The sequence below is a fragment of the Nostoc sp. FACHB-888 genome (assembly GCF_014696655.1).
In the GTDB taxonomy this organism is placed as follows: Bacteria; Cyanobacteriota; Cyanobacteriia; order Cyanobacteriales; family Nostocaceae; genus Nostoc.
Map to the genome: position 1 here is coordinate 1 of NZ_JACJQM010000077.1, position 26,317 is coordinate 26,317.

At 40.9% G+C, this 26,317-nt stretch carries 34 protein-coding genes and 1 pseudogene; 19 read left to right on the forward strand and 16 right to left on the reverse strand.

All coding sequences use genetic code 11. The features are described from left to right. Positions 1-261 precede the first annotated feature (261 nt). Both H6G26_RS28700 and H6G26_RS28705 read left to right on the forward strand, forming a co-directional pair. Positions 262-648 carry a hypothetical protein gene (locus tag H6G26_RS28700; protein ID WP_190733574.1) on the forward strand — a complete coding sequence of 129 codons (387 nt, stop codon included), beginning with the start codon at positions 262-264 and terminating at the stop codon, positions 646-648. A 6-nt stretch (positions 649-654) separates the two neighbouring features. Then, the gene (locus H6G26_RS28705) at positions 655-1,458 is read left to right on the forward strand and encodes an SDR family NAD(P)-dependent oxidoreductase (RefSeq protein WP_190733576.1); all 804 of its coding nucleotides are present in this window, start codon (positions 655-657) and stop codon (positions 1,456-1,458) included. 70 nt (positions 1,459-1,528) lie between these two features. On the opposite strand, the gene H6G26_RS42135 is transcribed toward H6G26_RS28705, so the two are convergent. Further along, complete coding sequence (locus H6G26_RS42135; protein WP_242053935.1) at positions 1,529-1,678, reverse strand: beta-Ig-H3/fasciclin; 150 nt, start codon at positions 1,676-1,678, stop codon at positions 1,529-1,531. Positions 1,679-1,950: 272 nt separating this feature from the next. Further along, on the reverse strand, positions 1,951-2,103 hold the full coding sequence (locus tag H6G26_RS28710) for a hypothetical protein (RefSeq protein WP_190733623.1): 153 nt from the start codon (positions 2,101-2,103) through the stop codon (positions 1,951-1,953). A gap of 120 nt (positions 2,104-2,223) precedes the next feature. Here H6G26_RS28710 and H6G26_RS28715 point away from each other — a divergent pair, with 120 nt between their 5' ends. The 14 genes from H6G26_RS28715 (at position 2,224) to H6G26_RS28780 (ending at position 10,004) form a co-directional block, all read left to right on the forward strand. Then, positions 2,224-3,261, forward strand: a complete 1,038-nt coding sequence (locus H6G26_RS28715) for a ParM/StbA family protein (protein ID WP_347242514.1) — start codon at positions 2,224-2,226, stop codon at positions 3,259-3,261. A 3-nt stretch (positions 3,262-3,264) separates the two neighbouring features. Further along, positions 3,265-3,498, forward strand: a complete 234-nt coding sequence (locus H6G26_RS28720; protein WP_190733578.1) for a hypothetical protein — start codon at positions 3,265-3,267, stop codon at positions 3,496-3,498. Between the two features lie 2 nt (positions 3,499-3,500). After that, positions 3,501-3,716: a hypothetical protein gene (locus H6G26_RS28725; RefSeq protein WP_190733580.1), complete on the forward strand. Its 216-nt coding sequence runs from the start codon at positions 3,501-3,503 to the stop codon at positions 3,714-3,716. Continuing rightward, the gene (locus H6G26_RS28730) at positions 3,713-3,949 is read left to right on the forward strand and encodes a hypothetical protein (RefSeq protein ID WP_185581998.1); all 237 of its coding nucleotides are present in this window, start codon (positions 3,713-3,715) and stop codon (positions 3,947-3,949) included. Before H6G26_RS28725 ends, H6G26_RS28730 begins: the two co-directional genes overlap by 4 nt. Positions 3,950-3,957: 8 nt before the next feature. After that, a complete protein-coding gene (locus H6G26_RS28735) occupies positions 3,958-4,152 on the forward strand; it encodes a hypothetical protein (RefSeq protein WP_190733581.1) in 195 nt (64 codons plus the stop codon). Between the two features lie 111 nt (positions 4,153-4,263). Further along, on the forward strand, positions 4,264-4,707 hold the full coding sequence (locus H6G26_RS28740) for a hypothetical protein (protein ID WP_190733583.1): 444 nt from the start codon (positions 4,264-4,266) through the stop codon (positions 4,705-4,707). Positions 4,708-4,718: 11 nt separating this feature from the next. Next, entirely contained in the window at positions 4,719-5,435 is a 717-nt protein-coding gene (locus H6G26_RS28745) for a hypothetical protein (RefSeq protein ID WP_190733585.1), read from the forward strand. A 21-nt stretch (positions 5,436-5,456) separates the two neighbouring features. Then, positions 5,457-6,005, forward strand: a complete 549-nt coding sequence (locus tag H6G26_RS28750) for a hypothetical protein (protein ID WP_190733587.1) — start codon at positions 5,457-5,459, stop codon at positions 6,003-6,005. Then, on the forward strand, positions 6,002-6,592 hold the full coding sequence (locus H6G26_RS28755; protein ID WP_242053938.1) for a hypothetical protein: 591 nt from the start codon (positions 6,002-6,004) through the stop codon (positions 6,590-6,592). The genes H6G26_RS28750 and H6G26_RS28755 overlap by 4 nt, the downstream gene beginning before the upstream one ends. A 95-nt stretch (positions 6,593-6,687) precedes the next feature. Beyond that, positions 6,688-7,986 (forward strand): hypothetical protein, encoded by a 1,299-nt coding sequence (locus tag H6G26_RS28760; protein WP_190733589.1) that lies wholly within the window; start codon positions 6,688-6,690, stop codon positions 7,984-7,986. A 224-nt stretch (positions 7,987-8,210) separates the two neighbouring features. Continuing rightward, positions 8,211-8,882, forward strand: coding sequence for a response regulator transcription factor (locus H6G26_RS28765; RefSeq protein ID WP_190733591.1), 672 nt, complete (start codon positions 8,211-8,213; stop codon positions 8,880-8,882). A 183-nt stretch (positions 8,883-9,065) separates the two neighbouring features. Continuing rightward, positions 9,066-9,248 (forward strand): hypothetical protein, encoded by a 183-nt coding sequence (locus H6G26_RS28770; protein ID WP_242053939.1) that lies wholly within the window; start codon positions 9,066-9,068, stop codon positions 9,246-9,248. Between the two features lie 253 nt (positions 9,249-9,501). Continuing rightward, positions 9,502-9,741, forward strand: a complete 240-nt coding sequence (locus tag H6G26_RS28775; RefSeq protein ID WP_190733593.1) for a hypothetical protein — start codon at positions 9,502-9,504, stop codon at positions 9,739-9,741. Then, positions 9,738-10,004: a type II toxin-antitoxin system mRNA interferase toxin, RelE/StbE family gene (locus H6G26_RS28780; RefSeq protein WP_190733595.1), complete on the forward strand. Its 267-nt coding sequence runs from the start codon at positions 9,738-9,740 to the stop codon at positions 10,002-10,004. The genes H6G26_RS28775 and H6G26_RS28780 overlap by 4 nt, the downstream gene beginning before the upstream one ends. A gap of 387 nt (positions 10,005-10,391) precedes the next feature. On the opposite strand, the gene H6G26_RS28785 is transcribed toward H6G26_RS28780, so the two are convergent. The 7 genes from H6G26_RS28785 to H6G26_RS28815 all read right to left on the reverse strand — a co-directional run bounded on the left by H6G26_RS28785 (position 10,392) and on the right by H6G26_RS28815 (position 17,796). Then, a complete protein-coding gene (locus H6G26_RS28785) occupies positions 10,392-11,438 on the reverse strand; it encodes a plasmid pRiA4b ORF-3 family protein (protein ID WP_242053940.1) in 1,047 nt (348 codons plus the stop codon). Positions 11,439-11,593: 155 nt separating this feature from the next. Then, on the reverse strand, positions 11,594-14,314 hold the full coding sequence (locus H6G26_RS28790; RefSeq protein ID WP_190733597.1) for an IS66 family transposase: 2,721 nt from the start codon (positions 14,312-14,314) through the stop codon (positions 11,594-11,596). Positions 14,315-14,399: 85 nt separating this feature from the next. Further along, positions 14,400-15,422 (reverse strand): tyrosine-type recombinase/integrase, encoded by a 1,023-nt coding sequence (locus tag H6G26_RS28795; RefSeq protein WP_190733600.1) that lies wholly within the window; start codon positions 15,420-15,422, stop codon positions 14,400-14,402. Positions 15,423-15,813: 391 nt separating this feature from the next. After that, the gene (locus H6G26_RS28800; protein WP_190733603.1) at positions 15,814-16,311 is read right to left on the reverse strand and encodes a DUF3368 domain-containing protein; all 498 of its coding nucleotides are present in this window, start codon (positions 16,309-16,311) and stop codon (positions 15,814-15,816) included. Continuing rightward, entirely contained in the window at positions 16,308-16,553 is a 246-nt protein-coding gene (locus H6G26_RS28805) for a UPF0175 family protein (protein ID WP_190733605.1), read from the reverse strand. Before H6G26_RS28805 ends, H6G26_RS28800 begins: the two co-directional genes overlap by 4 nt. A 95-nt stretch (positions 16,554-16,648) precedes the next feature. Continuing rightward, positions 16,649-17,074, reverse strand: a complete 426-nt coding sequence (locus H6G26_RS28810; RefSeq protein WP_190733607.1) for a hypothetical protein — start codon at positions 17,072-17,074, stop codon at positions 16,649-16,651. After that, positions 17,071-17,796: a ParA family protein gene (locus H6G26_RS28815; protein ID WP_190733609.1), complete on the reverse strand. Its 726-nt coding sequence runs from the start codon at positions 17,794-17,796 to the stop codon at positions 17,071-17,073. Before H6G26_RS28815 ends, H6G26_RS28810 begins: the two co-directional genes overlap by 4 nt. A 511-nt stretch (positions 17,797-18,307) precedes the next feature. On the opposite strand from H6G26_RS28815, the gene H6G26_RS28820 reads away from it, so the two are divergent. Further along, positions 18,308-19,204 carry a helix-turn-helix transcriptional regulator gene (locus H6G26_RS28820; protein WP_190733611.1) on the forward strand — a complete coding sequence of 299 codons (897 nt, stop codon included), beginning with the start codon at positions 18,308-18,310 and terminating at the stop codon, positions 19,202-19,204. A gap of 121 nt (positions 19,205-19,325) precedes the next feature. Continuing rightward, on the forward strand, positions 19,326-20,384 hold the full coding sequence (locus H6G26_RS28825) for an alpha/beta hydrolase (protein WP_190733613.1): 1,059 nt from the start codon (positions 19,326-19,328) through the stop codon (positions 20,382-20,384). Positions 20,385-20,718: 334 nt separating this feature from the next. On the opposite strand, the gene H6G26_RS28830 is transcribed toward H6G26_RS28825, so the two are convergent. Together H6G26_RS28830 and H6G26_RS28835 are read right to left on the reverse strand one after the other, a co-directional pair. Beyond that, a complete protein-coding gene (locus tag H6G26_RS28830) occupies positions 20,719-20,922 on the reverse strand; it encodes a hypothetical protein (RefSeq protein WP_190733614.1) in 204 nt (67 codons plus the stop codon). Positions 20,923-21,051: 129 nt separating this feature from the next. Continuing rightward, positions 21,052-21,657, reverse strand: a complete 606-nt coding sequence (locus H6G26_RS28835) for a GIY-YIG nuclease family protein (RefSeq protein WP_190733615.1) — start codon at positions 21,655-21,657, stop codon at positions 21,052-21,054. Between the two features lie 332 nt (positions 21,658-21,989). Here H6G26_RS28835 and H6G26_RS28840 point away from each other — a divergent pair, with 332 nt between their 5' ends. Further along, positions 21,990-22,367: a hypothetical protein gene (locus tag H6G26_RS28840; protein WP_190733616.1), complete on the forward strand. Its 378-nt coding sequence runs from the start codon at positions 21,990-21,992 to the stop codon at positions 22,365-22,367. A 175-nt stretch (positions 22,368-22,542) separates the two neighbouring features. On the opposite strand, the gene H6G26_RS28845 is transcribed toward H6G26_RS28840, so the two are convergent. The 5 genes and pseudogenes from H6G26_RS28845 to H6G26_RS28865 form a co-directional block, all read right to left on the reverse strand. Then, positions 22,543-23,016 carry a shikimate kinase gene (locus H6G26_RS28845; RefSeq protein WP_190733617.1) on the reverse strand — a complete coding sequence of 158 codons (474 nt, stop codon included), beginning with the start codon at positions 23,014-23,016 and terminating at the stop codon, positions 22,543-22,545. Between the two features lie 417 nt (positions 23,017-23,433). Then, entirely contained in the window at positions 23,434-24,108 is a 675-nt protein-coding gene (locus H6G26_RS28850) for a hypothetical protein (protein ID WP_190733618.1), read from the reverse strand. An 82-nt stretch (positions 24,109-24,190) separates the two neighbouring features. Beyond that, on the reverse strand, positions 24,191-24,844 hold the full coding sequence (locus H6G26_RS28855; RefSeq protein WP_190733619.1) for a hypothetical protein: 654 nt from the start codon (positions 24,842-24,844) through the stop codon (positions 24,191-24,193). A gap of 196 nt (positions 24,845-25,040) precedes the next feature. Next, positions 25,041-25,358 carry a hypothetical protein gene (locus tag H6G26_RS28860; RefSeq protein WP_190733620.1) on the reverse strand — a complete coding sequence of 106 codons (318 nt, stop codon included), beginning with the start codon at positions 25,356-25,358 and terminating at the stop codon, positions 25,041-25,043. 200 nt (positions 25,359-25,558) lie between these two features. After that, positions 25,559-26,317: pseudogene (locus H6G26_RS28865) on the reverse strand (IS4 family transposase); the annotation flags it as partial.

Genomic DNA, 26,317 nt, shown 5'->3' on the forward strand with positions numbered 1-26,317 from the left:
TAACATTGCCCCTAACAATTGAAGTGCTTGGGCGTAGCTTTTTAAAGTAAATATCGCCGAACTATGAACTTGGAACCAGAGATAATTGCCATTTCTCTCTAAGGAATATCTACTCGTGTAAGTGCTGTACTTTTTGTGGCTAAGTAAATGTCTCTTCATATTCAGCCACAAGAGATAGGACATTTGTACAGTACACAAGTACTATAAAAAGTACTGAAAATGAATCTAACCCAACACTCAGAAACAAGGAAGTGAAGATACATGGCAATTGAAGAACTGCAAAAAAACGATATGATGGCGCATCTGCAAGAGTCTCTTGATGCAGGCAATGATATTGGCCATTACGGCAGGCTAGTATTTGCAATGGTGGCACGTCATTTCTTAAGTGAGCATGAGTTAATTGAGTATCTTCAAAAAGATAAAGACTTCACTGAGCAAGAAGCACGTTCCCTCTTTCTACAAGTACAAGGTAAAGATTATAACCCGCCTCGACGGGAGCGTATTCTTCAATGGCAGTCCCAACAAGAATTTCCTATCTGTCCGAATCCTGATGATCCAGATGCTTGTAACGTCTACAAAGACTTACAGTTTCCAGAGGAGGTATATGAACATATCTCCGAATATCATGAACATAAAGCAGATAACTAAAAACTGATGACTAACCAAAAAGTTGTTTTAGTTACTGGTGCATCATCTGGGTTTGGGCAGTTAATTGCTCAAAAACTGGCTACTGTAGGCTACTGTGTTTTTGGTACGAGTCGCAAAGAACATCCAGCCTCACAGGGCGTAGAAATGTTGACGCTGGATGTTACATCTGATTCTTCAATAGAATCGTGTATTAATCACTTACTTACACGGACTAACCACATAGATATACTTGTGAATAATGCTGGGCAAATTCATGCCAGCATGATTGAGGAAACTTCTTTAGAACAAGCTAAGGAGATTTTTGAGACGAACTTTTGGGGTGTTGTACGTCTTACTAATGCTGTTTTGCCCTTTATGAGACAGCAACGTAGCGGGCATATTATCAATATGAGTTCAGTGGCAGGGCTGATCGGCGCACCTGGTCAAGGTTTTTACTCTGCAAGTAAGTTTGCACTTGAAGGTTATAGTGAAGCATTAAGTGTGGAACTAGACCCATTCAATATTAAAGTATCTTTAGTTGAGCCTGGCTACTTTAAGACCAATTTTAACCAAGCCATGTTACAGCCTACCGCAATTCATAGTGATTATGACGCTGTACGTGATGTAATTTTCTCATCTGTCCAGGGCGCAATTGCACAAGGTGACAATCCTGACAAGGTTGCAAAAGCAATTGCTCGTATTGCTTCAAGCTCATCACCACGATTACGCTACCGTGTTGGCAATGAGGCACAATGGTTGCCTCGCTTGAGAGCGATACTACCTGATAAGCTGTTTCGCTTTGGTGCGCGTAAACGCTTGAACCTACCTTAAACCACAGCATGATTTAATCGGACAACAAATTAGGAACTCCAGTTGCTCTCCACAGTAGTAATATATGGCACTAAGGACTGGCTGGAGTTACTGATGGCAGTGCAGGTGATGGCGCTGCTGGTGGTGCAGTTGTTGGAGGCTCTGTACCAGGCTGACAGGCTCCTATAAGTACACTTAACCCAAAAGCTGAAGCTAGAAAAATAAATCTTCTGTTCATCATTCCTCTTTGAATAATTTACTTGAGCATCAGCAAATCATCTCTGAAAATATGGCTATATATTGATTGCTGAATTTCCTCATGTTTTACAGCTTATGGCAAAAACACATTTAGTAATGAATCTCTCCAACGTAGTTTCCTTCCTATTTACTCCCCTTCACTAGCTGTTGTTGAGCGTTCACCATCTTCAGTATCTTGCCAATACTCCGTTGCTTCTTCTTGGCGTCACCGTGCCAATTGGGTGCAGTAAATGGGGTGAGTTGTTCAGGTGTTTTTTAGGATTCACTGGCTTGGTCTAGACGCTCAGGATTTTGTACGCCGATTAACCTATTCCAAAGCTGATAGCTAACTTCAGTCTTTGGCACATACCAGTTATTAGAACCTGCTTCCATACCACCCATTGCTGTAAGGAGGTGAGCGTCGCTCACCTCCTCCCCCTACCCTCAATGCGATTATCATTCTTATTTAAATGTTTTGAGTATTTTAACTGATTGACAAAAGGTACTTTGTCCTAACCTCTCACCGATGAATCCGGGCTAACTGACCTTATCGCCGGAAAAGACTCAGGAGCAGGGTATGGCAAGGCAATCATCGGTGATTTTTCGATCATGATGCCAGCCGCATACTCACTTGTTCGCAACCGAAACATCATGCACCACGAAACCATCTCAAAAGATGGCTGCTGGGTGCGTTATTTACAAGGTTCGCGCCTTGACTTAAAAGACGTTCAATTCTTTTGGGGCAGTGCGGCTCTAGCGCAAAGTGACCATACCTTGCTGCACGAAGATAAAGCCAAAAAAGCAGAACTCGCACTAGAAAGCATCCTTGCAGACTTAGCAGTTTTGAATATTCCCAATGGTGTCAAGCTTTCAATTAGTTTGAGCAATCACAACCCAGAACGCTGGGCAACTGAGATTAAGCGCAGAGTTGAAGGGACTCACACCTTTGAACATCTGCACCCTGTAACTCGTTCCATTGTCACCAAGACAGTTGAAATCACGGTTACAGGCATTTACCCCGAAGGATTTGGAAGCATTGCCCATTGTTTATTCGGTGAAGCATCCCTGATACTTGACCCTTCAGAATTAGCGATCGCACTCGATATCGGTTCATCGACTTGGTTGATTACCGTGTTTAACGGGAGTGGCGCAGTGATTGACCGTCACTTGATTGAAGGTGGAGCGGGTGAACTGCATTCGATGATTGCAGAGGCACTAGACAAGCGAAACGACCGAGTAAGTCTGCTTTCCAAAGATGTGAAGCACTCGCCCAGCCTCGTTAACCAGGGCATTCTTGAAGGCACTTTCACTTATGGCGGTAATCACCTGACAGGTAAGAAGTTTGAGGCAGAGTACAGCCAGTGTCTAGATGAGTGGTGGAGTAACCGGATTGAGAAATTCGCCAACTTTGTGACTGCTGGCAATTATCTAGACCGAGCGAAATACCTTGTCGCCTGGGGTGGGGGTGTTTCTCTACCAGTAGTGGATCAAAACTTAGTCGGTTTAGGCTTTGTGGTCTTAAATAATCCCCAATTCATCAATGCCTTGGGGTTGAAACTATTAACTCAAATATCAATTGGAGCTTAGTTAATGAATTACGAATCTCGGCGTATAACCATCTCCTACTTAGCAGTAATTGAATTGTGCAAGATTTTTGATTTACCTCAAGATGCACCGACACAAGCATTATCAGCAGGTGTAGAGAAGCTGATTTTTCAACACGGTAATGTACAACTATCGCCCAAAGTTGAAACACCGCAATCTACACAGCCCAATAAATCAGCACTTAGCGCAATGGTCACTAATTTCAAAGGGGCAGCATAACCATGAAACCAAATAAAACAGTTGGACTCTCTCTTGCTGCTCTTGGCTTTCTGGCGCTTGGCTACTTCGGAGTCCAGTATTTCGGCAGAAATAATATGTTCACCATCGCCGCAGCCGTGGGTGGTGCAGGGGCCATCAGCTATGTACTTCAGAAACCGAGTGAGCCAGAAGCACCAACAGCACCGATAAAAGCTCAAAGGAAAGGGAAAAAGTCATGAGCGACCAAGACACCCAAAAGACACAACCGAGCCTAACAACAACCGAAATCATGACCATCATCCTCGGTTGCGAACAGACTCTCAGGTTCGTGCAAGCATCCCCAAATTACAAACAAATTGAAGCGTCCGAACGGTTCAGTACATCGAATGACCTAAAAATTGGTGATGCAGTGCAAGCCTTGATGGAGATTCACGAAGCGATTCTAAATATCGAGTTCTATTCGCAAGTTTGAGGGAGCAAATGTTAGAAACGACAGCCAAAAAGCGTAACCACCTCTACCAATTCCGTGGTCAACAACTGCGCTACAGCCACCGTTCTAATTGTCGAGCCAATGCACCTTTCGTTTTTAACGACTCCAAGGGCAAACGAAAAGAATTAAGCCAAAACCAAGTCCAGATGGAGGTTTTTGAATTAAATGAGTTTTGTGAAAACTGATGATGAAGCGATCACCTCCGGTGGGCGGTTACGCCATCGCATCTGCCGGCAAGCTTGGCGATCGCCCATCTGTGCATCAAGTACATCAGACACATTTTGGATCTTAACAGCATGGCACTCGATTACAAAAATCCCAACGATTGGGGCAAATCACCCCTGACCGACTCCGCCCTAAGAAAGCAGCAATTCAAAGCAGAAAATCCTGAACAATGGGCAGCAATGATTGAGTCCGATATTGAAGCACTCTCCACACCGTTATTCGAGAGTGAAGATTACCCACCCTTCACAGGAACGGAATTTCTAGCAACTCATAAAACCATTGATGATCATCCATACTCTGCTGCGTTTGGTCAATTCTTGGGTAATGGGATTGATGCGGACATTGCAAATACTTTGGCATTTGGTGAGAAGAGATTTGATTTAATTTCTGAAAATTTTGACGACCCAATACGGCAACTAGCAGCGAGAATTTATAGCCGATTTGAAGAGATGGGTTACTGGGATGAAGTGCCCCAAGAGTCAAGCGATATCAACTTCGACTTAATACCTTATTAAGAGAGAGAGTCATGGATTTTGCAATACGTAATCCGGTAGTTGGTCATAGTTCGCACATTGATGAAAAAGCGCAAGCATGGGGAGGGTTTGAGTCTGATATTCTGGGCTATCTCTCCGATATAAATAAGCTCGAACAATTTGCGGATTATGCGAATAATGCCCAAGAGTTAAGTGACCGATTAGAACCATTTTTGGACAATGCCAAGGTGGTCTTTGAGGCGATGGAGAAACTGACCAAAGGACAAGTTACCTGGGTCGAACTTCGTAAACAATACGGCTCTCATGTTGCGGGTGCTATCGCCAAAATTCGCAAACTGAATGGCGAGTTTGACCTAGAAATGAGCAAGATAGATGCCCAAGATAGAGCCGACTTGTTGCGGATTGATCAGAAACGTAAACACGCTTTAACCGAAGTTGCTACCCAATTACACCACGATCTACAAGCGGAATTGTGGCGGCATGAAAACAAAGTTAGCAGCATAGAAAATAAGCAAACTGTGCAAGCTGAAAGGCAAGCAATTACTACAGGATTAAGAGAAAAACGCCAACAACTTTTAGCCCGTGCGAGGTATGGCTCAAGGGCATTAGAGCCTAATCTTACACCCCAGGAAGTCATACCAGTTACTAGCCAAAATCATGCACCAGCGTCTAGTGTTTCTGCAACAGGAACAGTGCGCGGTTGGGGTGCAATGTTGGGTAACTTGTGGCAGAAATTAGGCGACAGATAATCAATTAATTAGGTAAGGCTGATGCTAGTAAGGAAACGAAATGAAGATTCCCATAGCGTCAGCCCTTTTTCAATGGAAGGGCTGGCACAAACACCACAATCAACTAAGCAGCATCAACAACCCGAACAGTTACCACCACTGCCAGAAAATAACCGAGGTAGAACATTTAGACGTGCTGGTAATGCTTGTGAAATTGTCGCTGGCAGTTGTTTAAACAGTGCAGTTATTTTCACATTTCATCTGCTACAGGTTCACCCAGTTGGAATGTTCCTAGCTGTGGGTACTGCACACCTTTATTTTACTGCCACTGCAACAGGTGAAGGGTTTAACAATTTCGTCACTAATTTAATGACTGGATGCAGTGCGTCATTAGCGTTATTGTGTGCGCTCAATGAACCATTAGGGGAGTGGAATGAAGCGAGAACTTCTACTAGTACAGTTAAGACTTCTATTGAGTCGGTTTATAAGCCAAAAACTGCTGAATCTTCAAGTTGGATGGATGGTGCAGGATTGGGCATATTTCTAGCGATATTAATGATTTTTTTATTTGGTGGTACTAAGAGCAAATGAGTTACTTAAGCGAGAAACATAAACAGTTATCCGAGTCCCAACAATCGGGTTTAATGTTGTGGTTTGGTCAGTTGCCGATGGACAAGAAAGCTGTTGCAATTGGGCTAAGTTTAACTGTGGGAATTAGTTCGGCGGCGATGGCGTGGCAGGGAACTAGCAGCGATCGGATCTACTTCTGCATCAAAACCCCAAAGAAAACATTGGTATGCCAGGACAAAGATAACCGTCCTTTTCGCATGACCCCTTTTTACTGGCAACAGTGGAAACAAGAAGGAATGCCGCGCCAAGTAGTGCGTGACCCAGCTATGGGGGTAAACGGGCTGGTGAAGGCCACTAACCAATATAAACCGTTTTGGGCGTTTGGGGGATTCCTGGGGTTTGCGCTTGCTGGCTGGATGCTGAGGCACTGTCAGTATGAGGAGAAGCAGAAAGCCGTATTTGAGGACATCGCCCAAAAACGAGACGCAGCAAAAGCAGAAATGGCTGCACGTTCCGAGTTATTGGACAGTTACCGGGATGTTGCGATCGCAGAAGTCCAACTACAAGCTGACCTGGATCTAGTCGCTAATAGAGTTGTCGGGAAATAGTGACTAAAATCGCTGAAAGGCTTAGGGAGTCTGGGTTTCAATAATTTTGGTCAGAAATCAATAAAAAGCTTGCCACAAGCAGATTTCAAGGATTTTTGAGCTTATTACCCAACAAGTCTAATGATCGCACTGTGGATATTCAAAAAGCAGAGATTTACGCCCACACGGAAATTGAAGTTACCCAAATGGAGGCATCTGAGGCTATCTTTGAGGCGCAAACGGCGGGGATGACCGAGCAACAGAAGGCAGATTACATCAAGCAGCTACGGGAGATGAAAACGCCCTATCTACAAGGTAGTCAGACTTTAGCGGGGACGATTGACCCCAACGATAAGGTTACTGGGGCAGAAACTAGCGCGATTGCACCAAGTGACAAATATCGCTGGATCAACAACACCATCGGCTACCCCACTTTGATATTTGGTGGCATGGGTGCGGGTAAGTCGTGGACTACCAGAGAGATTATTTGGGCAAAGCGTCAAGCCGGTTGGAATCAAATCTTTGTGCTAGATCCACATGGTACACAGGTCGAGTGGCGAGGGGTAAACCTGATTACTGGCTACAGAGAGATAGCCGACTTTATGCAATGGTACATGGCTGAAATGCGCCGCCGTTACAAAGCCTATCGTGAAAGTGGAATGGTTGAGGAGCAATGGACGCAACACTTAAGAGACACAAATCAACATTTCTGTGTAGTCGCTGAGGAGTTTACGACCTGGACAGATAACATTGTTGAGCCAATGCCAGACGATTTTCCGGATGAAAAATGGAAGCCCGACCCTGATTTTATTGGTAAATGGTTTCGCTGTGCCATGACTGAATCTCGTAAACAATTAATGATTCCTTTGTTCGTAGCTCACGACCGCACAATGGAGATTTTAGCTAAAGCCAAAGGACTATCAAAACTTCGAGATGCAGCACTATTAGAAGTAGAATTAATCGCAACTATTGACCCAATCACCACAGAAGCAAAAGCCAGTGGTCAGGGCAAGATTAAATTACCTGGGCATGGTCAATGGATTGATATCGAACTGCCTAAGCTTGACCGCAAACGAATTGATTTTCGGCTTGATGAATCTAGAACAGTTAATGAACCGCCAACCATCGATAAAGCTACTTTAGAGCGGATTTATGAACTGGAATTCAATCTTGGTAACAAAGCAGGTGACACCCAAGATGAACCTAAGAAACTATCACCAATGGCACAAAAGTTGTATGAATATCTCACCAGAACTGAACGAATTGAAGCTGATGTAAGAGAGTTTAAGGGCAATTTTAAAGTGAACGCTGAGAGATTTAGTGTTGAGCAAATCAAGGGCTGGATGTATGAAATTGTGGGGGCAGGATTGGCGGACTGGATAGCCGAGGGTGTTATCAAGCTCAATCAAATTTGACTGCTAATAGTGTCTGGTGTCTAGCCCCAAAAACGCCCTTTTTTCGCGGACACAGGACACCAGACACCACAGACACTAAACCCCAAAACCCTTATAAAGCTTAGACACCAGCAGACACTACCCTAGACACGACCCAGACACCAAGTGTCTCAAACGTGTCCGCTAGACACCAATAAGAAATAACCGAATAAACAGCCATTTATTATTAGAGGATTATCAAGATCATGCTGAAAATAGTAATTGTTGAACCCGAAACATTCACGCTCTTGGGCATCAAAGGTGCTATGGAACAATCTCCAGATATCGAAGTTACAGGGTCAGCCACAAGTGGAAAGTTAGGTTTTCAGTTAATTGAACAGACCAACCCTGATGTTGTGTTAGTTGATTTACTATTACCCGATATGAGTGGTTTAGAACTGACTCGTTCAATTAAAAGGAATACTAGTAGTAAAGTAGTGATTTTTACTAATCAGACTCATTCCGACTTTATTAAGTCAGCTTTCAGTCATGGGGCTGATTCTTATATGCTCAAAAGTGCTGATGTAGAATTGATTGAACTAGCCATCAAGAGAGCTTACTTTGATGAATGCCTGCTTGACCCGAAGCTGGCTAAAAAACTGTTAAAAAACCTTGATAAAAATAGATATATTGACCCTAGTTTTGCTGATAAAAACTTGCTAGACTCTCCCACCGAACGACAAATACAAGTCCTGCGTTTACTGGCTCAGGGTTTAGTTTTTGAACAGATTGCCAAAGAAATGTTTCTCTCTGTTAGTACAGTCAAACGTTATGCCAGTGATTTGTATAGTAAATGGCACGTCAAGAACAGTTATGAGGCGATAAAAAGAGGGGCGATGCTTGGTTATATAGACTATAACTTGATTGTGAATGAATGATGTATTGGTGAGGATAGCGAAAGGATTAAGTCGGGGAGTGGTGCGGTTTAATTCTTATTCACTTCTGCTGCTAACAGGAGTTAAATCAAAGAATTTTTGGAAGCGTTCAAGATTCAAATGATGTGTAAATATGAAAATTTCCTCACCTAATGTTGCTGCATACTATCACCCCAGGCGCAAAAGTTGTATGAATGTCTCACCAGAACTGAGCGAATAGAAGCTGATGTAAGAGAGTTCAAGGGCAACTTTAAAGTGGCTGGTGAGAGATTTACTGTTGAGCAAATTAAGGGCTGGATGTATGAAATTGTGGGGACAGGATTGGCGGACTGGATAGCCGAGGGTGTTATCAAGCTCAATCAAATTTAGCCGCTTTCTGTGTCCGCGTGTCTACTCCCAAAACCCCCTTTTTTCGCGGACACGCCTACTCCAGACACTACAGACACCAAAGCTTGAAAGCCTTATACAGCATAGACACGATAAGACACCAGCCGCAGACACCGCAGACACCAAATGTCTATCAAGTGTCTATTAAATGTCCGCTTTTCACTGTCCGTAGGATAGGATTGTTATATACGTTAGCCACTACATTTAGATGATTAACAGTTAAAGAGGTCTAAAAATGAAAACCGAACACGAACGCGAACAGTTAATCAACGCAATCAACGTACTGTTACATCAATCTTATGACAGTACTTTAGACGAGATTTACGCACTACTAAAAAAAATCGAAGATGAAGAGGACGAAAACGATTTAATCGCCTATCATGCTGCTAAAAGTGATGTAGAAAATAATAGTCTTATCGCCTGGGAAGACATGAAAAAGGAAATCGCTAATGAAAGAAAAAAGGACGTAGCGTGATCTACGAAGTTAAATTTACCAAGGGTGCGATAAAAATGTTTAAAAAACTATCTCAAGAATTGCAAGACCGCATACAAACCAAAATAGATGACTTAGCAATAGAACCACGTCCCAACGGAGTAAAAAAGTTAAAAGGTGAAGAAAATTCCTATCGAATTAGAGTAGGCGACTATCGCGTTATCTACGATATTTTCGATGATGTTTTATTGGTAAGTGTTGTGGAAGTCGGACATCGTAGCGAGGTATATAAAGATGAAAGTTGACAAGCAATAAAAAATTAGAGCTATCGCCTACAGCTCCCGACTGGTGATACCAGCCGCAGACCCCACAGACACCGCGTGTCTATCAAGTGTCTACAATGTGTCTAGTAGACACCAATAATAAATCAGCCCTCTAATTAGCTAGTTATTATTAGAAGATTATAAAAATAATGCTAAAAAGTGTAATCGTTATATGCGGTTGAATAATCACCAACTCCTATCAGTGCCAATCTCATGGGCATCGATTTCGAGAAAGCAGTAATCCATGTCAGCATGAGAGTCCATTTCCCCAAACAGATCATAAACTTGTTTGTCTAGGTCTTCATCATTTTTATATGGGATGGTGATAATATACTCGCAGCCATTGGGAGTGGTTTTTTGAGCTTTTTGTTAATCAAAATCTGCATATTGAGGAGGGCTAGCCCCAACCCGCTCGGTGATTTTAGGATACTTGCTCTCTGGAGCCTTGTCTGCGATGTTGGTTACATTAATTTGATGCCACCAATCATCACCAAAATCGAACCAGTAACCAAAAGCATCATCAATAGATAAGCCGAGCGTTGCAATTGGGGTACTAGACACCTCCCCCGTAGGAGCTTCTGTAAAATCGGAACTGGAAAATGCTTGTTTCAAGCCATACCGTCTTGCATTAGGGTCTTGTGGTCCGCGACCTCCCACCTGAAATTCGTACATATGCTCATCTTTGCGCTCGAATGCCTTGAAGATAATTTTATGTAGGTCTTCAAGGGTATTGCTACCTTTAATCTCAATGGTTCGGGATATTACTGGATTTTTAGCAATAAATTTCTCCGCTATCGGACCGTCAATTAAAAACACATCTAGTACATACAGGGCATCGGGGGAAGAGTTAACTGGTTTATTTTGATGGGGTGATGTTTGTTCCCCATCAATATCGGACGGTTTGTCATCAGCCGGAACATAAGGAATAAAACCCCGTGCGTATGCTTCTTCCTGTATTTCTCGCTTGACTGACCTGGCATCCAAGATAAATCCATCCACAGAAATCATCCAAGCCATCGGGTTTTTATCTAACTTACTCGGCAGACACCAATCAGGGTCCATCTGCCGCATATCCAGGATATCTCGTACCTGTTTTGATTTCGACTGCCCGGTGCTGGGACTGACACCAAACCAATTGTAGATTTCCTTGGCACTAACATGGGGTGTTTGTGAAGAGTCAAAGAGAAAATTGACCATACCAATAGCATGGGTAATACCACAAGCCCAAGTTTTCTCCTTACCGCTTGCCAGGGGAGATGGTCTCTTCCGACACAAAGCTGCTGTCGCAAAGCGAATCAATTGGGCATATTCATCATTCAAGCGTTGTTTGGCAAAATCATCCGTTATCCCTACAATTGCATCGAACTTTCCTTGCATCGTATTGGGAACGTTTTCTGATTTCTTAGTTTTAGCCATGCTCATTACCCCGATTTAGCTTGTCCATATGTTTGCGGTTATTGATTACCTTACGATTAGACCCAGCACGAATGCAATTGATTTCTGGATTTGTGGATGTGTTTCTCTTGAATCTGTTTAAAATAGGAGTTGCTAGTAGATTTTGTGCTTTTCCTTTACTTCGTTCTCTTAAATTTATCAATATCCTTCTCTCCTGACATGAAGAATTTCAATAATGATTTATCTTGAAATCTACAATTTTGCATAATTCCAAGTAAAACAAGATATGAGGTAGCACCAGATTCAGAAAAAGACCCCGATATTTTTCGCTGTATAGCAAGATGTCTAATTGCACGTTCTGCTGTATTGTTATTCCAGGGTATAGCATCTTGTTCAAGAAAAGTGAATAAACTTTCCCTATAACGTTCAAAACGTTTTTGATATTTCGCAGCTAAATCAGAGTGATAAACTCGTTCTACAATATTTTGACAATAAAATTTTTCTACAAGTTTCTTAAATTTGTTCAAATGCCTTTCTTTTAAACCATATTTTTCCACTGTTTCAAGTATTGGTATTATTAAGTTCCTGACCTCAGAGACAAAACATTCAAACTCGGTATCAAACGGTGCTTCCCATAAATCATCATTTAAATCTCTAATTAAATGACTCCAGCATTTTTGCTGTTTACAGTTTACAGAGTCATAACCACCATAAAAGTCTGAAACTAATACACCTTTATAATCAGATAAAAATGCATGAACAATTTCAGCTTCTCTTGTCTGAGTTAGCCTAAATACTACATTACTACCATCTGTAAATACCCAGACATATTGATTTATTCCTCTAATGCTAATCTGAGTTTCATCAACATGAACAAAAGGGCTTTCTATAATTTTTTGAATAAGAATTAGTTCGGTTTTTGCATATTGTTCAGAAAAATCTGTGAGAAAATTAGAAATTGAGCCTTGGCTAATGCTTTCACCAAACAATTCTTTACTTTGCTGCATTATCATTCGATATGACAGTCGAAGAACAAGTCTTTGGTAAACAACCCAAGCTTTAAATCCATGTCCAAATGAGCAAGGAGTCGCGAATTCAAAAAAACTTTGTGGGGCAGAATATTTATAACATATTGGGCAATAGTTTCTACAGCTTATATACTTGTTAATCTTTTTTCGACATCCATTTTTTGAAAATACAAGGTCAATGACTACTTTTTCAATTGTCTTATATTCTTCTTTAAGGAGTTCACCATTGCATCGTGAACATATTTCTGAGGCTGGTATATAAATAACTTTATTGACTTTTGAAGGAATTGCTTTAGTATGACCTTTGTGACCTTTTTGCCCGCCTCTTGTATTTCCATTAGTATTTTCTTTGCAAATACTTATCTTTTTCTTATCATAGTCAGCGTGAGCAAATTTAAGAATTGTGTCAAATTGGTTATGAATTTTCTTACCAGTTTCTGTAGATTCTTTTTTGGGCTGATTGGCAAAATCAATATTAGATTCTAATTCCGAATTTATGAAGATTTTACAAAATTCATCTGCTAATAGTTTGAGAGCGCGACAATCATCTTGATTGTATTGAATCAACTTTTGCTTATGTTCAATTTCTTGGCTATCTTCCCATTGATATCGCCAAGCAATACTTTGTAATCCAGATGCATTTGGAACTGTCCAATAAATTCCTATAAAATCGCCAATTGCTTTTAGACTATTAGAATAAGTGGGAAAGTATACCTTGCCATAAATATATGAGTTAAGATTTATCAAACGCTGTTTTATTAACTCACAATCAGTTGAATACCTTTTTGCTAATTCATTAATAGCTTTGACTTCATAACTACCATAATGATAAATTTCTGCTTCAGGATATTCGTTAATTTTTTCAACTAACTGCTTCCAGATACTTTCTTCATCATCAGTTGTATCTGCCCAAAATGAATGATATGAAGCATTCTCTACTGTGCAAATCAAAAGACCAATTAGATAATGAAAATTCTCATCGGGAATACCCTCAATATCTAAAAAAAGCTCAACTGGTTTTCTAGATAATTCTGGTAAATCTTGGATATATATTTTCTGCTCTCTAATTGCTAAAGCTTGCAGTTCCAAGTTATGTTTTACAGGTAATTTACTTTTCCGCTTTTTCTTATTTCGTCTAAGCCTAAATAAATACGAAAGTTGATAAATAGTAAATATTCCTTTTTTGTGATACTTTTGAATTGCTTTTTGTGTCATTCTATCGAGCAAGCTAAGATTATTCTCTTTAACAGCTTGTTCTCGACATAAATCCCGAAATTGACAGGATGGACAATGCTTATTCAGAATCAAAGGTGGAGGTTCAATAGGCTTTTCTTCCACCCATGCTTGTAAAGTTTTCAGGAATAGATTTATTGATTTATAACCACTTTCCAGTTTAACTCGATGAGCCTTTCCATCCATCCCCACAATTGTTCCTACAGCAGGTAACTGTTTTTGAATTTGACCCAGAATTTTACCAATAAATAAAAGTTCTGTTTTCTGTTCATTGGTTATGCTATAAGTTCCAATAATAATTTTCGGTTCGTAGATTAAATTACGACGTGATGAGGAAGCATCAACTTTTGTTAAAACATCGCAGTAGGCTTCCCAACACTCAGATTTAAGCCTTGCTTCAACTAAAAAAGTATTTCCATTGAAGTTATTTTCATCATACTTTTTGGCATCAAGATGTTCTTGTTTAAAAATCTTAAGATACTCAGTTTGATGAGTCCTTTTACGTTCTTCGATAATGGGATAGTAGTCATGGGGAGTTCCCTTATCATCAGAAAACAGCATTAAAAATGCCTTACGAGGGCATTGGGAATAGGCAACAAATACTTCTGACGTAATGATGATAATTTCGGTACTCATGACATTAAATATATATTATTAAAGACATTTAATTACCAGTTATTGAATAAGATTAATCTCCTCTAATTAGTCAAGATATTAATTTTTATTTATCCGAATCCTTCAACATTCCCGTCAACAATTCCGACATCTCCCACAGGTCTTTATTCCGGTTGTCATCATAAATCATCAGCGTTCTGGGGTCAGCATGACGGCTCAATTTCTGCACCTTTCTGATATTCCCATCAGTGGCATCGAGCGCCGCCGTAATCGCCGAGTGCCTAACCCTGTGAGGTGACATGGGTTTATTGACTCCCGCCTTCTTAAAAGCCGCCGACACTATTTTATAGATGGCATCCGTAGTTAAGCGATGTCCTTCATTATGAAAATCTAACGCTGTAAATATCGGTAAATTGCCATTCAAATCCCCCCTAGCAATTAACCAATCTGCAAGAGCAGCCGCCACATCCTTGGACATATCCAAATATTCTTCATTCGTTCCCTTACCCTTCCCCAAAACCCTCAACTTGCGCCCATAAAAATCAAAATCCCCCACATCTAACTGACAGATTTCCTGGCGACGCAACGCTAAACCCCACAACACCAGAAAAATTGCATAGTTGCGTTTACCAATCAACGTTTCTCTATCAAATTGCTGAATCACAACAGAGATCGCTTTGCTATCAACACCCCGCGTATCCCGGTACGCCTTAACCTTCTCCCCCGACACATCTTCTAGGGAATAGTTGCATACTCCCAACTTCCGCCCCATCTTCGCCAACGACTTAATCGCCGCCAACCGCCGATTGATTGTCGCCTCCCGCAACCCAGACGCTATCAGTTTCGCCTTGTACTTCAACACCACCATCACTGCTTGCTCTCGCTGCAAGTGCAGAAACTCCAGCACACTATCACCAGTCGGGGGCATCAAAGTCATCTTCAGAAAAAAGTCTCTCAAATCCTTCTCATAAGCACGCCGAGTATTGGGGTTGCGCTTATCTGCCAACAGTTGGGCCAACACATCTGGGTCTTTGTCTAACTGCGCGTCAAAATATCGAGCGATCGGTGCATCTAAACACGCCTCTAATTCAACTTTAACTAGCTCACCAAAAATTGGCTCGTTAGGCATAAATGCTCACTACTACGTTATTGATAATACAGTTTTCCAATAACGTACATCATTGCATACAATGTTCTTGCTTTACTGTTTACACAAGATATGGCAAGAGCCACTTGTTGCGGAAGTCACTAAGTATCATCAGCGCTGTGGTAGTCTGTAAAATTGCTGCTTTGATATCGAATTTGATATCAGTTTTGGTAGCACAAGAATACTGGGGACTCTGCCCCAAAGCGATGCCTGCGGTTCAAATAGCCAACACCCAAAAACTGCTGCCGTCTATGGTAAGTAGGCTAATATTACCTACTCGTACTTTTTTCAACGCAGTGTCTGGTTGTTTTCGTTTTACTCTGTTGAAAATTGTTCGAGCCACGGGATTTAAGGCGTTTGTTCTATTAAAGTCTTAACCCTCATCAGCAGATTGCAAGACAATTGCATACAACTTTTGGCTAACCCGAAAGTCAGCATTAGCAATTAACTGATCAATTAATGGTTTAATAGCTGGAATTAGCCCTTGTTTTTTGGCTTGTAGCAAGACTCCCAACAGACCCGTTACATTTAGTCCATAACTTGTAGCGACTGCTCGTCCTCGGCGTTCATCCATTAATAGCAAGTCAGCTTTCAGTTCTTTGGATAAAATAATTGCTTCGGCTTCTCCTAAGTCAATATTGTCCTGTTTTTCCTGAATTTCTGTAACTTGTTGAGAATCAACAACAGTTATTGCCTGAATCCAAGATAGCTGTTGTACTTCTACTGCCCCAGGGACAACTTTATCTACACCTACCATCTCGTTATAAACGGCTTGGGGAATGATAACGCGACTATACAACTGACGTAGTAAATCTAACTGACCAATCGCTGCCAAGTTTGTGATCGGTGATGTGTCGCTAACTATAATCACAACAAGCCCATTGATTCCAGTGTCCGCACATCGGATTGGAAATCTTCTACATCATAGTTGATGTGTAAACCGCGTTTAGCCAGTTCATGCTGGAATTCAAGTACTGTGATTCCTGTCCAGGCTCGGACTTTGCCACTGCTAATTTTACCTTGCTGATAAAGCAAGATGGCAATTTCTAATTTCAGTTCATCCTCAGTCATGTTTGATGCTCGGAGGATGTCATCGGGAATTATGACGCTCATAAGGGAAAACTCCAATTCATAGTTTATTCTAATTCTTCTGTGATGCAGGGCAGGAAGTATAAATTATACTTTTATAGTATTAGACCTTAATGAAATTATAGGTTTAGTAATTGTTTGAGGTCTTCAGTATTCTTGATTTGGCTCCAGTCAACCTCACAAGAAAGCAATAGTTCTATGGCAACTCCGATTAGGTGCTGAGGGTAAACCCGCTCACCAGGGGGAACTGCTTCTGTGTTGTTGTCCCGCACTGTTCGGGCTGTATCCGTTAACCAGTCATGCTGTGTGCGAGTAATTTTAATATTGATCGTCACGGGCTTTTCCTTAACTACTGCTTGAGAAGTTGGTGATGCAGTAGGCGCTTCTAATGCTGACTTTGGGGCTGGTGATGTTATAGGCATTTTCTCAACTACTGGGGAAGTTGGTTCTACTTCGGCGGTGAGTGAGGTAATCTCTGGCTCTGATTGGCTCTTAATTCCAGAAAACTGGCTTAATTTCATGCCAGACATTTTCTTTTTTGTCATTTCGTCCCCCAATATTTGATGCATTCTTTAGCTAAAGATTGGTAAGCTCTAGCACCACTGGACTTGGGGGCGTAAGTGCTAACTGGTTGTTGCGCTGCGATGGATTCAGCAACAGCTATGTTATCAGGGATAGTTGTGTGCAATAGTCGATAACCTAACTCCACTGCTGCCTCAATTAGCAAATCGTCAGCCTCTTTAGTCAGAACTAACCGGGGCTTATACCGAGTTCTAACAACATCAATGGGAATATCTGCCCTTTCCCCTCGAATTAACTCCACGGCTTCCGAAAGCCCTTTAAGGGAAGCAGGTTCGTTCATTGTGGGGATAAGAATGCGCGAACTGCTGAGGATGGCTTGCACTGATGCTACCGATAGTCCAGGGGGACAGTCCATTAAGACTACATCAAGCCCAGAAAGTCGTGACAGTGCTGGAACAAACAAGTTATCCTCCGATGTCAGGCGAAACATACCTATATCACCTGGAATCAGGCAAAGGTGTTTTACTTGGGTCTGTTTGGGTGCGATCGCTTCTTTACTGGTTAGCCAGTCAAGGGTTGTTGGCTCAGTACCATCCATGCCTAGACCGAACGAGAGAGTACGCTGTCCATCTAAATCAATCAGCAGGGTTTGGCGTTTGGGAGATGCTAGAAATGCCCCTAAGTTCAGGGCAGTAGAGCTTTTACCTGTCCCGCCTTTAAAGTTGAATACACTGATAACAATCACTGTTTAAAAGTTAAAACGTTAATGAGTTTATAGCATAAAGGTCTAATACTTTAATATGTCTATCCTTTTAGATATATTACCCGACTTCTCAATGATACAGAGGCAAATGTCTTTGATTAATTAATACTATTAAGGTCTAATACTTTAATAGGTCTATTCTTTTAGACATATCACCCGACTTCTCAATGATACAGAGGCAAAGATAAACACAATGGAATATTCAATGAGCGCACTTAGTCTTACATGACAGTTTAACCATCTATTAACCTTTTACTGGATGCGTAGATTTACCTTCTATGTCATTCTAATTTAGGAGAGTTAATTCGGTGAAGCGTGTTTGTTTTTAGTATTCACAGACTTATCAGAGAAATTTAAATCTCTACACATTTATGATTTTGGAGAAAATCGAGAGTAAAAATACTGCTCTTAGTCACCTTGGCTCAAGAAAATTAGAGATAATGACAACAACCAGAATCAATTAGGATAAGTTCTTGAAATTGAAGACCGAGCCGTGACGTTGCACAGCAGTATTAATTTAATTAATCCGCACACAGGGCAGCGTTTTCCATCTGCCCCAGATAGTTCGGTTGTTCTGTCTAGTTTTCAAGCAGGATGGCATCACAATTTCACCCTAGAGGTACAACGGCTCAAGCCGATGGAACTTCCAGAACATTACATTGAAGGGCATCGACTGATCATCAATTTAGGTGACTCTGTGCGTTTTGGTTGGCGTAGCGGCGGAAGAACCCATGAAGCCATTTTGCCGCCTGGGGGGTTTTGCCTTCAATCGGATGGCGAAACCAACGCTCCTTTCTGGCAGGATGAACTGACAGTAGCAGCCATTGCACTCTCACCAGATTTGATCACCGCCATTCTCGAAGACCGCACGCCTACTGCCATTGATACCTTTGCCGAACGTCGCTGCATCACAGATGACTTGGCATACACCTATACTAGAGCCTTATCAAAAGAGTTGGCCCAACCGGGGGAACCCTTGTATGCACAAACTCTATCTCTGTCTTTCACATTGCACCTGTTGAGCAAACATCACCGCAATGCCAAAAAACCTTTGAATCCAAAAGGGAAACTATCATCGAAGCAACTAAAAGACGTAATTGAAACCGCACAAACACAACTTGGTACAGAATTGAGCCTCAGCCAACTTGCTTGTGCCGCCCAAGTTTCCGACTATTATTTTTCCCGCCAGTTTAAGAACACCACAGGTTTAGCACCGCATCAGTTTGTCCTGCGCCTACGACTAGAGCGAGCAAAAAAATTACTGCTCACAAGCCAACTGTCCCTTTTGGAAGTAGCATTAGCTGTAGGTTTTTTTGACCAGTCTCATTTTAATAATGTATTTAAACGTGCTTTTGGTGTCACTCCACGCGCTTTTGCTAAAACAGTTTAAAAATTGAGCAAGAATTTCCAATTTTTCCAGTAGTGAGTTCTGCGAGTATTTAACTATCGGCAAGGGAACACAACCACAACAGCCGCAAATCCAGTTATACCCCAACGAAGGAGCCTATATCATGTTGTCTGTGAAAAAAATTGCTGTAAAAACACTCTTCCTCGCTTCTTTTGGTTTACTAGCTCTACCATTAACCGCTACTGCTGACTTACAAACTGTTGAAGCCAAATCTATGCCTACCCAAAGCAAAACTGTTGCAGCGAATAATATCTCAGTTCGTAAAGTTCAATTTCTCAGCCAGGGTACGAAGGTAGTAGGTAATCTCTATCTACCAGCGAACATCAAAGCACCACAGGCATCTGTGGTTGTGGTAGGGCCGCAGTCGAGCGTTAAAGAGCAAGTAAGTCAAGTTTACGCCCGTCAATTAGCAGCACAAGGATTTGTGGCTTTGACCTTTGATCATCGCACCTTTGGTGAAAGTGGTGGCGCACCCCGCCAGTTTGAAAACCCACAAATGAAAGTTGAGGATATTCACAGTGCAGTAACTTTTTTACGGGCATTACCGTCAGTTAAGCCTGATGCAGTTGCCTTAATGGGCATTTGTTCAGGTGGTGGATACTCTGCAAAAGCGGCGGCAATGGACTCTTCAATTAACGCCCTTGTTACCGTAGCTGGCTTCTATCATGACCCACAGGTAATGCGTCAATGGTTGGGTGAGAACTACGAAGCTCGTCTCAACATGGGTAGAGAGGCACGTATTAAATATGAAAAAACTGGTCAAGTTGATTACATGACCAACGTAGACCCAAAAAACCTTAACGTAGCTATGCCTGGTCAAGAAGCCTATGATTATTATGGAACCAAACGTGGTTTGCATTCTGGCTGGGTCAATCGTTCAGCAGTAATGTTCTTTGAGCCTTTCTTACAATTCAATGCTATTGATGCTGGTCGTGATATCAAGGCTCCTACTTTGGTCATTCATTCAGATACCGCTTTAGTTCCTGATGGTGCGCGTCGCTTCTTCCAGAGCATACCAACCAATCAGAAAAATTTACACTGGATGAGTACAGAAAATCACATTGCCTTTTACGACCAACAAGAAGTTGTGGAGGAAGCGGCTGTTAAGGCAACAGCATGGCTCAAACAAACACTCACTCTTAATTCAGTAGTTAGCCGTTAAATGTCTAACAGCAATCGCACCCACTACCACAAAAAAATCACCCCAACTAGTGCATCTAGTTGGGGTCTTAGATGTCCTTCATGTTCCCAAAGGACACAAGAGATTAATTGTGGTTCGGTATAAGGCTTTCTGTATATATGCCCATATTACAATGAGCATATCTCGATGTCTTGAGTAATTACCGACTTTTCAAAATAGCTTCATAACAACTTATCAATAAGTTCCCTATTTACCCCGTTAGCCAGTACTTACTCCCGTTGAAAGCTTTTTCAAATATTCAATCCGGCAACAACCGAGGGCGATCGCACCCTTAGCGACATCTAACCAGAAGCCGTTATTCCTGATCGTTGCCGTATGTCACACAAGGACTATCAACTTTCTGCATCGGTTGGAATGAATTGCAGAAATTTACAGTAGCACAATTAACACCTGCTTCATCGGGGTGAATACATTGCACAACGCCCTCTAAAACATGAAAGGCACAGTCATTACAGATAGTTTTACATGGCAATGGTTGAGCGTCGATTAAGTTTGACATAGATCAAAATTTTCAAGAGAGGAAACAGCAGCAATAGCAAGCATAAAGCTGAGATGCCTTTTAGCTTCAGTGAAAACCATGTTAATTCCTGCGATCGCCTACGGCGGGCGGTTACGCCATCGCACCCTTTTAAATCAATATACTCACAACATATAAAAATAAAATAATACAAATGACTATTGCTACTAAAAATAAAAAATTATTATTAAAAACTTTACCTAAAACAGTAGGTTTCCTTTTCTTAATTTTCTTATTCTTATTTTTCTCCCCGACTATGCCTTGTCTCAACGGATTGTGGGGTTCATATCGTCTGGATATTAAATATTTTGGGATTTCCTCTCTCTCTTGACTTACACGTTCAATATCTCTAGGAATTATAGGCAAAGAAAGATTTATTTTATTCTGATATTGACCGGAACCCTGAGAATTCTTATTTGGTCTTTGCGCTACATTACTACGCTCCATTAACTGAATAACTTGTTGCAAATATGCGTTTTTTGCAAATTCAAACCACTCCCTATAAACATTAAATGACTTACAAGCTTGATGAATTTCTTTCTCTACTTTGTAAACGTCAGCAACAAACACATAATGAATGAGTTTCAATGGGTAGGGACTTTGACGGCTATTTAGTTCTTTTAATCTATCCTCTGGTGTCCGTGGTGCTACAGTTAGCCCTATTTTGTATCTATATGTGCCTACACTATGAATTAAATAAATGTACCCTGGTTTCATTCTTGTATCTTTGTTCGTAGTTATTCTAAAGCTGCAATCGCGTCTGCAACTGTAAAATCTAGTGAACATTTTACCTTTTTGTAGTCGGGATTCTGTTTTATTTCCTTTAAAATTAATTATACTTGATTAAGTAAATCACTTAGCTCAATGAAATATTCACCCATAATTAATCCTTAAAAATAATAGGTTTACCATTGAAGTCTTTGTAAATATCTCTGGTCTTAGCTAACTTGGTAAATTTATGTTGTATTCCTCTAGTTCGTTACCATCTGCATCTACTAAACTAAGGAATATGCTTATACTTAAAATTTATTTAATATGGATATAAATATATGGTTCAACGTATTGAAGAAATTTTAGGTAACTCAATTACAGAATATACTCCCAACGCAATCAAATTTCAGGGACTATCTTTAGAATTATTGGAGCAAGTTATTCAATCAGGCTACACTACACTAAATGCGAGTTTTAATGCTGCTCCATCAGTTGGTTCATTTATTGAATTTGGGCAACGTTGTAAAAGTATAGAAGCGACAGCGATTTTTGATGGTGTAGTCATCAATGATACAGACGGCCCGAATTTGATGATTGATGCAATTACAGTTAAAGGGGTGAAAGATTTAGATTTTGCAGGTCAATTTGTAAAATTTGTCTGGGGTTGCGATGAATTAGAGATTAATTCTCAACAGTTATATGCTTGGTGGGATTAGCTATTTCCTCATACATAACGTTATAGATTGTTGGGAAACAGTCACCAGGGCATCAGCGATCGCCATTCGTCATATCAATATATAGTTGCGCTACAGATAAGGGCTAAAACGTTGAATCAGAGCCTCAAGCTCTTCTGAATTCATTGTGATGTCCCCGTAATTTGAGATGATTGGGTTATGCGAGAATCTCATGTTTTATGCCATTATATTGATTAAATATTGAACGATGGGATGAATAACCGAATTCATCTGAGCGTTCTTCATATTGTTGAATCCAATTCTGTAGAAACTCGAATGTTTGTGCCTGCTCCTCGGTTGATTTGAATTTGTGCGGCTCCCAAGGTCGATTGCGGTTATTTTCAAGACATTTACTAATGCCGGGATTTAGGAAATAAATTTCAGTTGAGAATGGGATAGCAGCTTTGATTAGCGTACTGTAGCAGCCTTCAATTATCCAAGAAATATTATTTTCTATAAAGTCTTGTAGATCCTTTGCTGAATCCTTTTGAGTCCGCCGGATGGCAATTTGGTTTGGTTCCCAAACGATAGTATCGAGATCAAGAATTGGAATTCTGAAGTCTTTACCAAGTCTATTTGCAAGAGTGCTTTTTCCAGAACCGGAATTGCCAAATATTAAAATTCGATGCATTGTGGTGATTTAATTAAGGTGCAGCAGAGTGATTTCTCAATTTTAAAACAGGTAAAATTATTAATTCCACGTTATTAGTCATTCGTGTAATCGATGCCTCAAAGTCTTCTAGATTCATTGATGTCTACAGCTTACGTCTAACACTACCTCAGATGGTAGTGAGCCACGCTCATTTGATTGTTACCTCGCTTGAGCTACTAAGCTACTACCGCCATAAAAATACCCCCAAAATAAAATATGGGGGCGATTGATGTGGTTGATGTGCCTAAAAGCACATAATTGAATAATGAGAGTTCGCTATAAGGATTTCTGTATACATCCCCATCTTAGAATGAACTGTCGGTGAATGTCTTCGGTGATTACTGACTCTTCAAAATCGCTTCACAACAACTTCTCAATAACTGTGCTTTTACAGCGTTAACCATTACTTACTCCCATTGGCAGCTTTTTCAAATTCTCAATCCGACAGCACCCCCGCTTCCATAGCTGTCTTTGGTTTTTATCTACAGGATGGTAATAAGCCCAAATACTTCCATCTGCTGCTGAATATAAGGAGATAAGAAAAACCGTTTGTGTACCAAAGTTACCTGTACTTACTTCAATTTTTTCTTTGACAGTAAACGTCTGTCCTGAACTATTAGTTGCTGCCTCTAATTTTTTATATGCTGGTTTAAGAGTTAATTGCGGTTGCTCTGTTTCTATCTCTGATTGCTCATGTTCAGCAGAGGTATTTTCAATCAAAGCAGTTGATGATGATGAATTAACTGGTGCTGTCTCTAAGATTTGGGGTACATCCAACTGTTCATTCTCTGCTTCTCTTGTTTGAGGCACAGCGTCAGAAATCAGGACAGGACTACTGTTTAATTCTGAAACTTCAGTGCTTTTATTCTGGTTATTATTTACTTCTAATTCCGGCTCAACTGGCTGATTTTCTGTTGGTACGCTAGTTGATGCTGATTCAGATTGTGCAGAGTTATTATCGTCAGTGGCAGTAGATTTTTGCTTGACTACACGCAAAATAGCAGGTTGATTTGGCGCAGCTTCTTGTTGAGATGATGAACTATTAGTCTTGGTGGATTTACGTTTAGGCATAATAACTTATTGCGGCAATGCACTTTTAAACGTTGATTCAATCAGCAATTAGCAAGGAAATGGCTACACTTTTTCTGTCGAATTAGTCCTCAGTAGTATCTTCAGTTGTGTTGGTTGAGATATCTGAAGTTGGTGATTGCTCACGACCGGTAAATTTAATGCACTCCCCTGATTGAATTACTAAGCTAGTCCCGACACGTCGCACATTAAAATTCCAGAATTTATGAATCGAATTTGATGGTAAAAATCCGATTAGTCTTAGTTGGAAATCTTTAGGTGGCTCAAAGTCTCTCTGTGGTTTTTGGTGAATTTTAACGAGTACTATCCCAAATTCATAGTCTTGATATACAACTAATCCTTGTACAGAAAAGTTATCAGCTACTAACTGCAATTCGCTTTTTACTGAGTCGGTATATTCTTTTTCGTTGCGAACATTTATCAAAGTCACCCTTATTTGGGTCGGAGAATCTTTGAATGGTGTTCTGGGGTAAACAGTCCACAGGTAATCAAGTGATAAATCAAGTTGAAATTGTTGAACTAATTTCGATGCTCTCCTAGCAAGGTTTGTCTCAAGCATTACACCGTCAGCAGTTATTAGTTGTCCTTGATAAATAAGCTCACTACTTGGTACATACTTCCCCCAGAGCCGACCAATTGCACGAGATTCTAGTGGCTCTGTCGGCCTTATCTGTTGATTATTAACTAATAACTGCTGTGTATCGTTCGTAATTGTCATGCGGACAAAGTTAAAATGTGTAATTTTTTGAATTGCTTTTATGATTGTAAACTGCGACTCCCATTAAGATATTCTTCTTTGAATCTACTCCAAAAGCCTTAAGTATCTTTAATGGGAGCTTGTACCCAAAGATGAACAAATGCCGGGAGCATCCATGCTCTCCATAAATTGAACATGAATGCAAGAGACACATCTATTAACTTGCGCCAGCTTCAGCCGCCGCTACATCTGCTTTGGCCTCCTTCGCCTTCTTTTCAAAAAGCTGAATTCCTGCGTCAACGATCTCAAACCCGTTTTCTGTTCGTTGACCCAATTTCCCCGATACAGCCCCAGCCCAGTCTGCAAATTCCGAGGCGCTAGTTTCAGCCTTCCGCCAACTTTTTGCATTAACTTGAGCGGTGAAGACTATACCGTTCTGGTCAGTGAACTCGATTGCAACTTTCTTATTCTCGGCTGGTTTGGCTGTTGGTAGTTCGCCACTAAATTTTATTGTCACTTCGCTTTTGACTGACATCGCTTACCCCTGGCTCATTAAAAATTCAAATTTTTCGCTCTTGATATTATGAGACATTCAGGTTGACCACCGCACCTAAAGGGGCGCGGTAGGGAGTTAATCTTCAAGATCATAAAGTTTAAGTCGAGCATTCCCCTTGAAAGAGAACTAAGACCCATCAGTGAGAGGTTAGAATGATTGCACTTTTGTCAAGAGGGTGCGGGAAAAGGCGATAAATCCAGCTTTGAGACAGGCTTTCGTATGGCTTTGACAACTCCTAAATCTTGATTTTCTTTTGCAGCAAAGTACTTAATCGGGTCATCAGCGTTACCTTTGTCGTAGGCAACACTAAAATGGTACAAACCCCGAAAAATCATCTCCAAAGAAATGCGGTCAAATGGTAGAGATAATTCGTCAGCAACCGCATCTCCCAAGTCAACCAAAACAGCATAAAACAGCCAAGTAGCCCAGACTTGTAACTTCACACCATTAATAGAACCAGTCCATAAATAAGATAGCCCCAGCAGGCGTTTGACTGTGTAAAAAGCTTCTTCAACTCTCCATCTTCGGCGATATAAATCTGCCACAACGTAAGGAGGTAAGATTTGTGGGTCGAGGACAGAAGTAACATAAGAATATGTGCTTTTACCAACCTTAATTTCTATTAAACGTAAAGTGAGTACTGGTGCGCCACGACGAACAGTGCCAAGTTGAATCAATCGGTCTTTAACTGAATGGTCATAGCTGAAAATCTTTAAGTACTTAATAGATGCTTTGGCTTTTAAACGAGTAATAAAATGAACTTCTTGGTTAATAATTTGTTGTAAAAAGTGGAAATGATAAAAACCTCTGTCAAGTAAAATCAGAGTTTTAGGAGGCAGTAAATTTAATAATGCCGCTTCAAAATTAGTGTCCGATGCTGCTGGATTAGTGTGAAACCAAACTTCGACAGGTAAACGAGTAACCAAATCAATAACTGT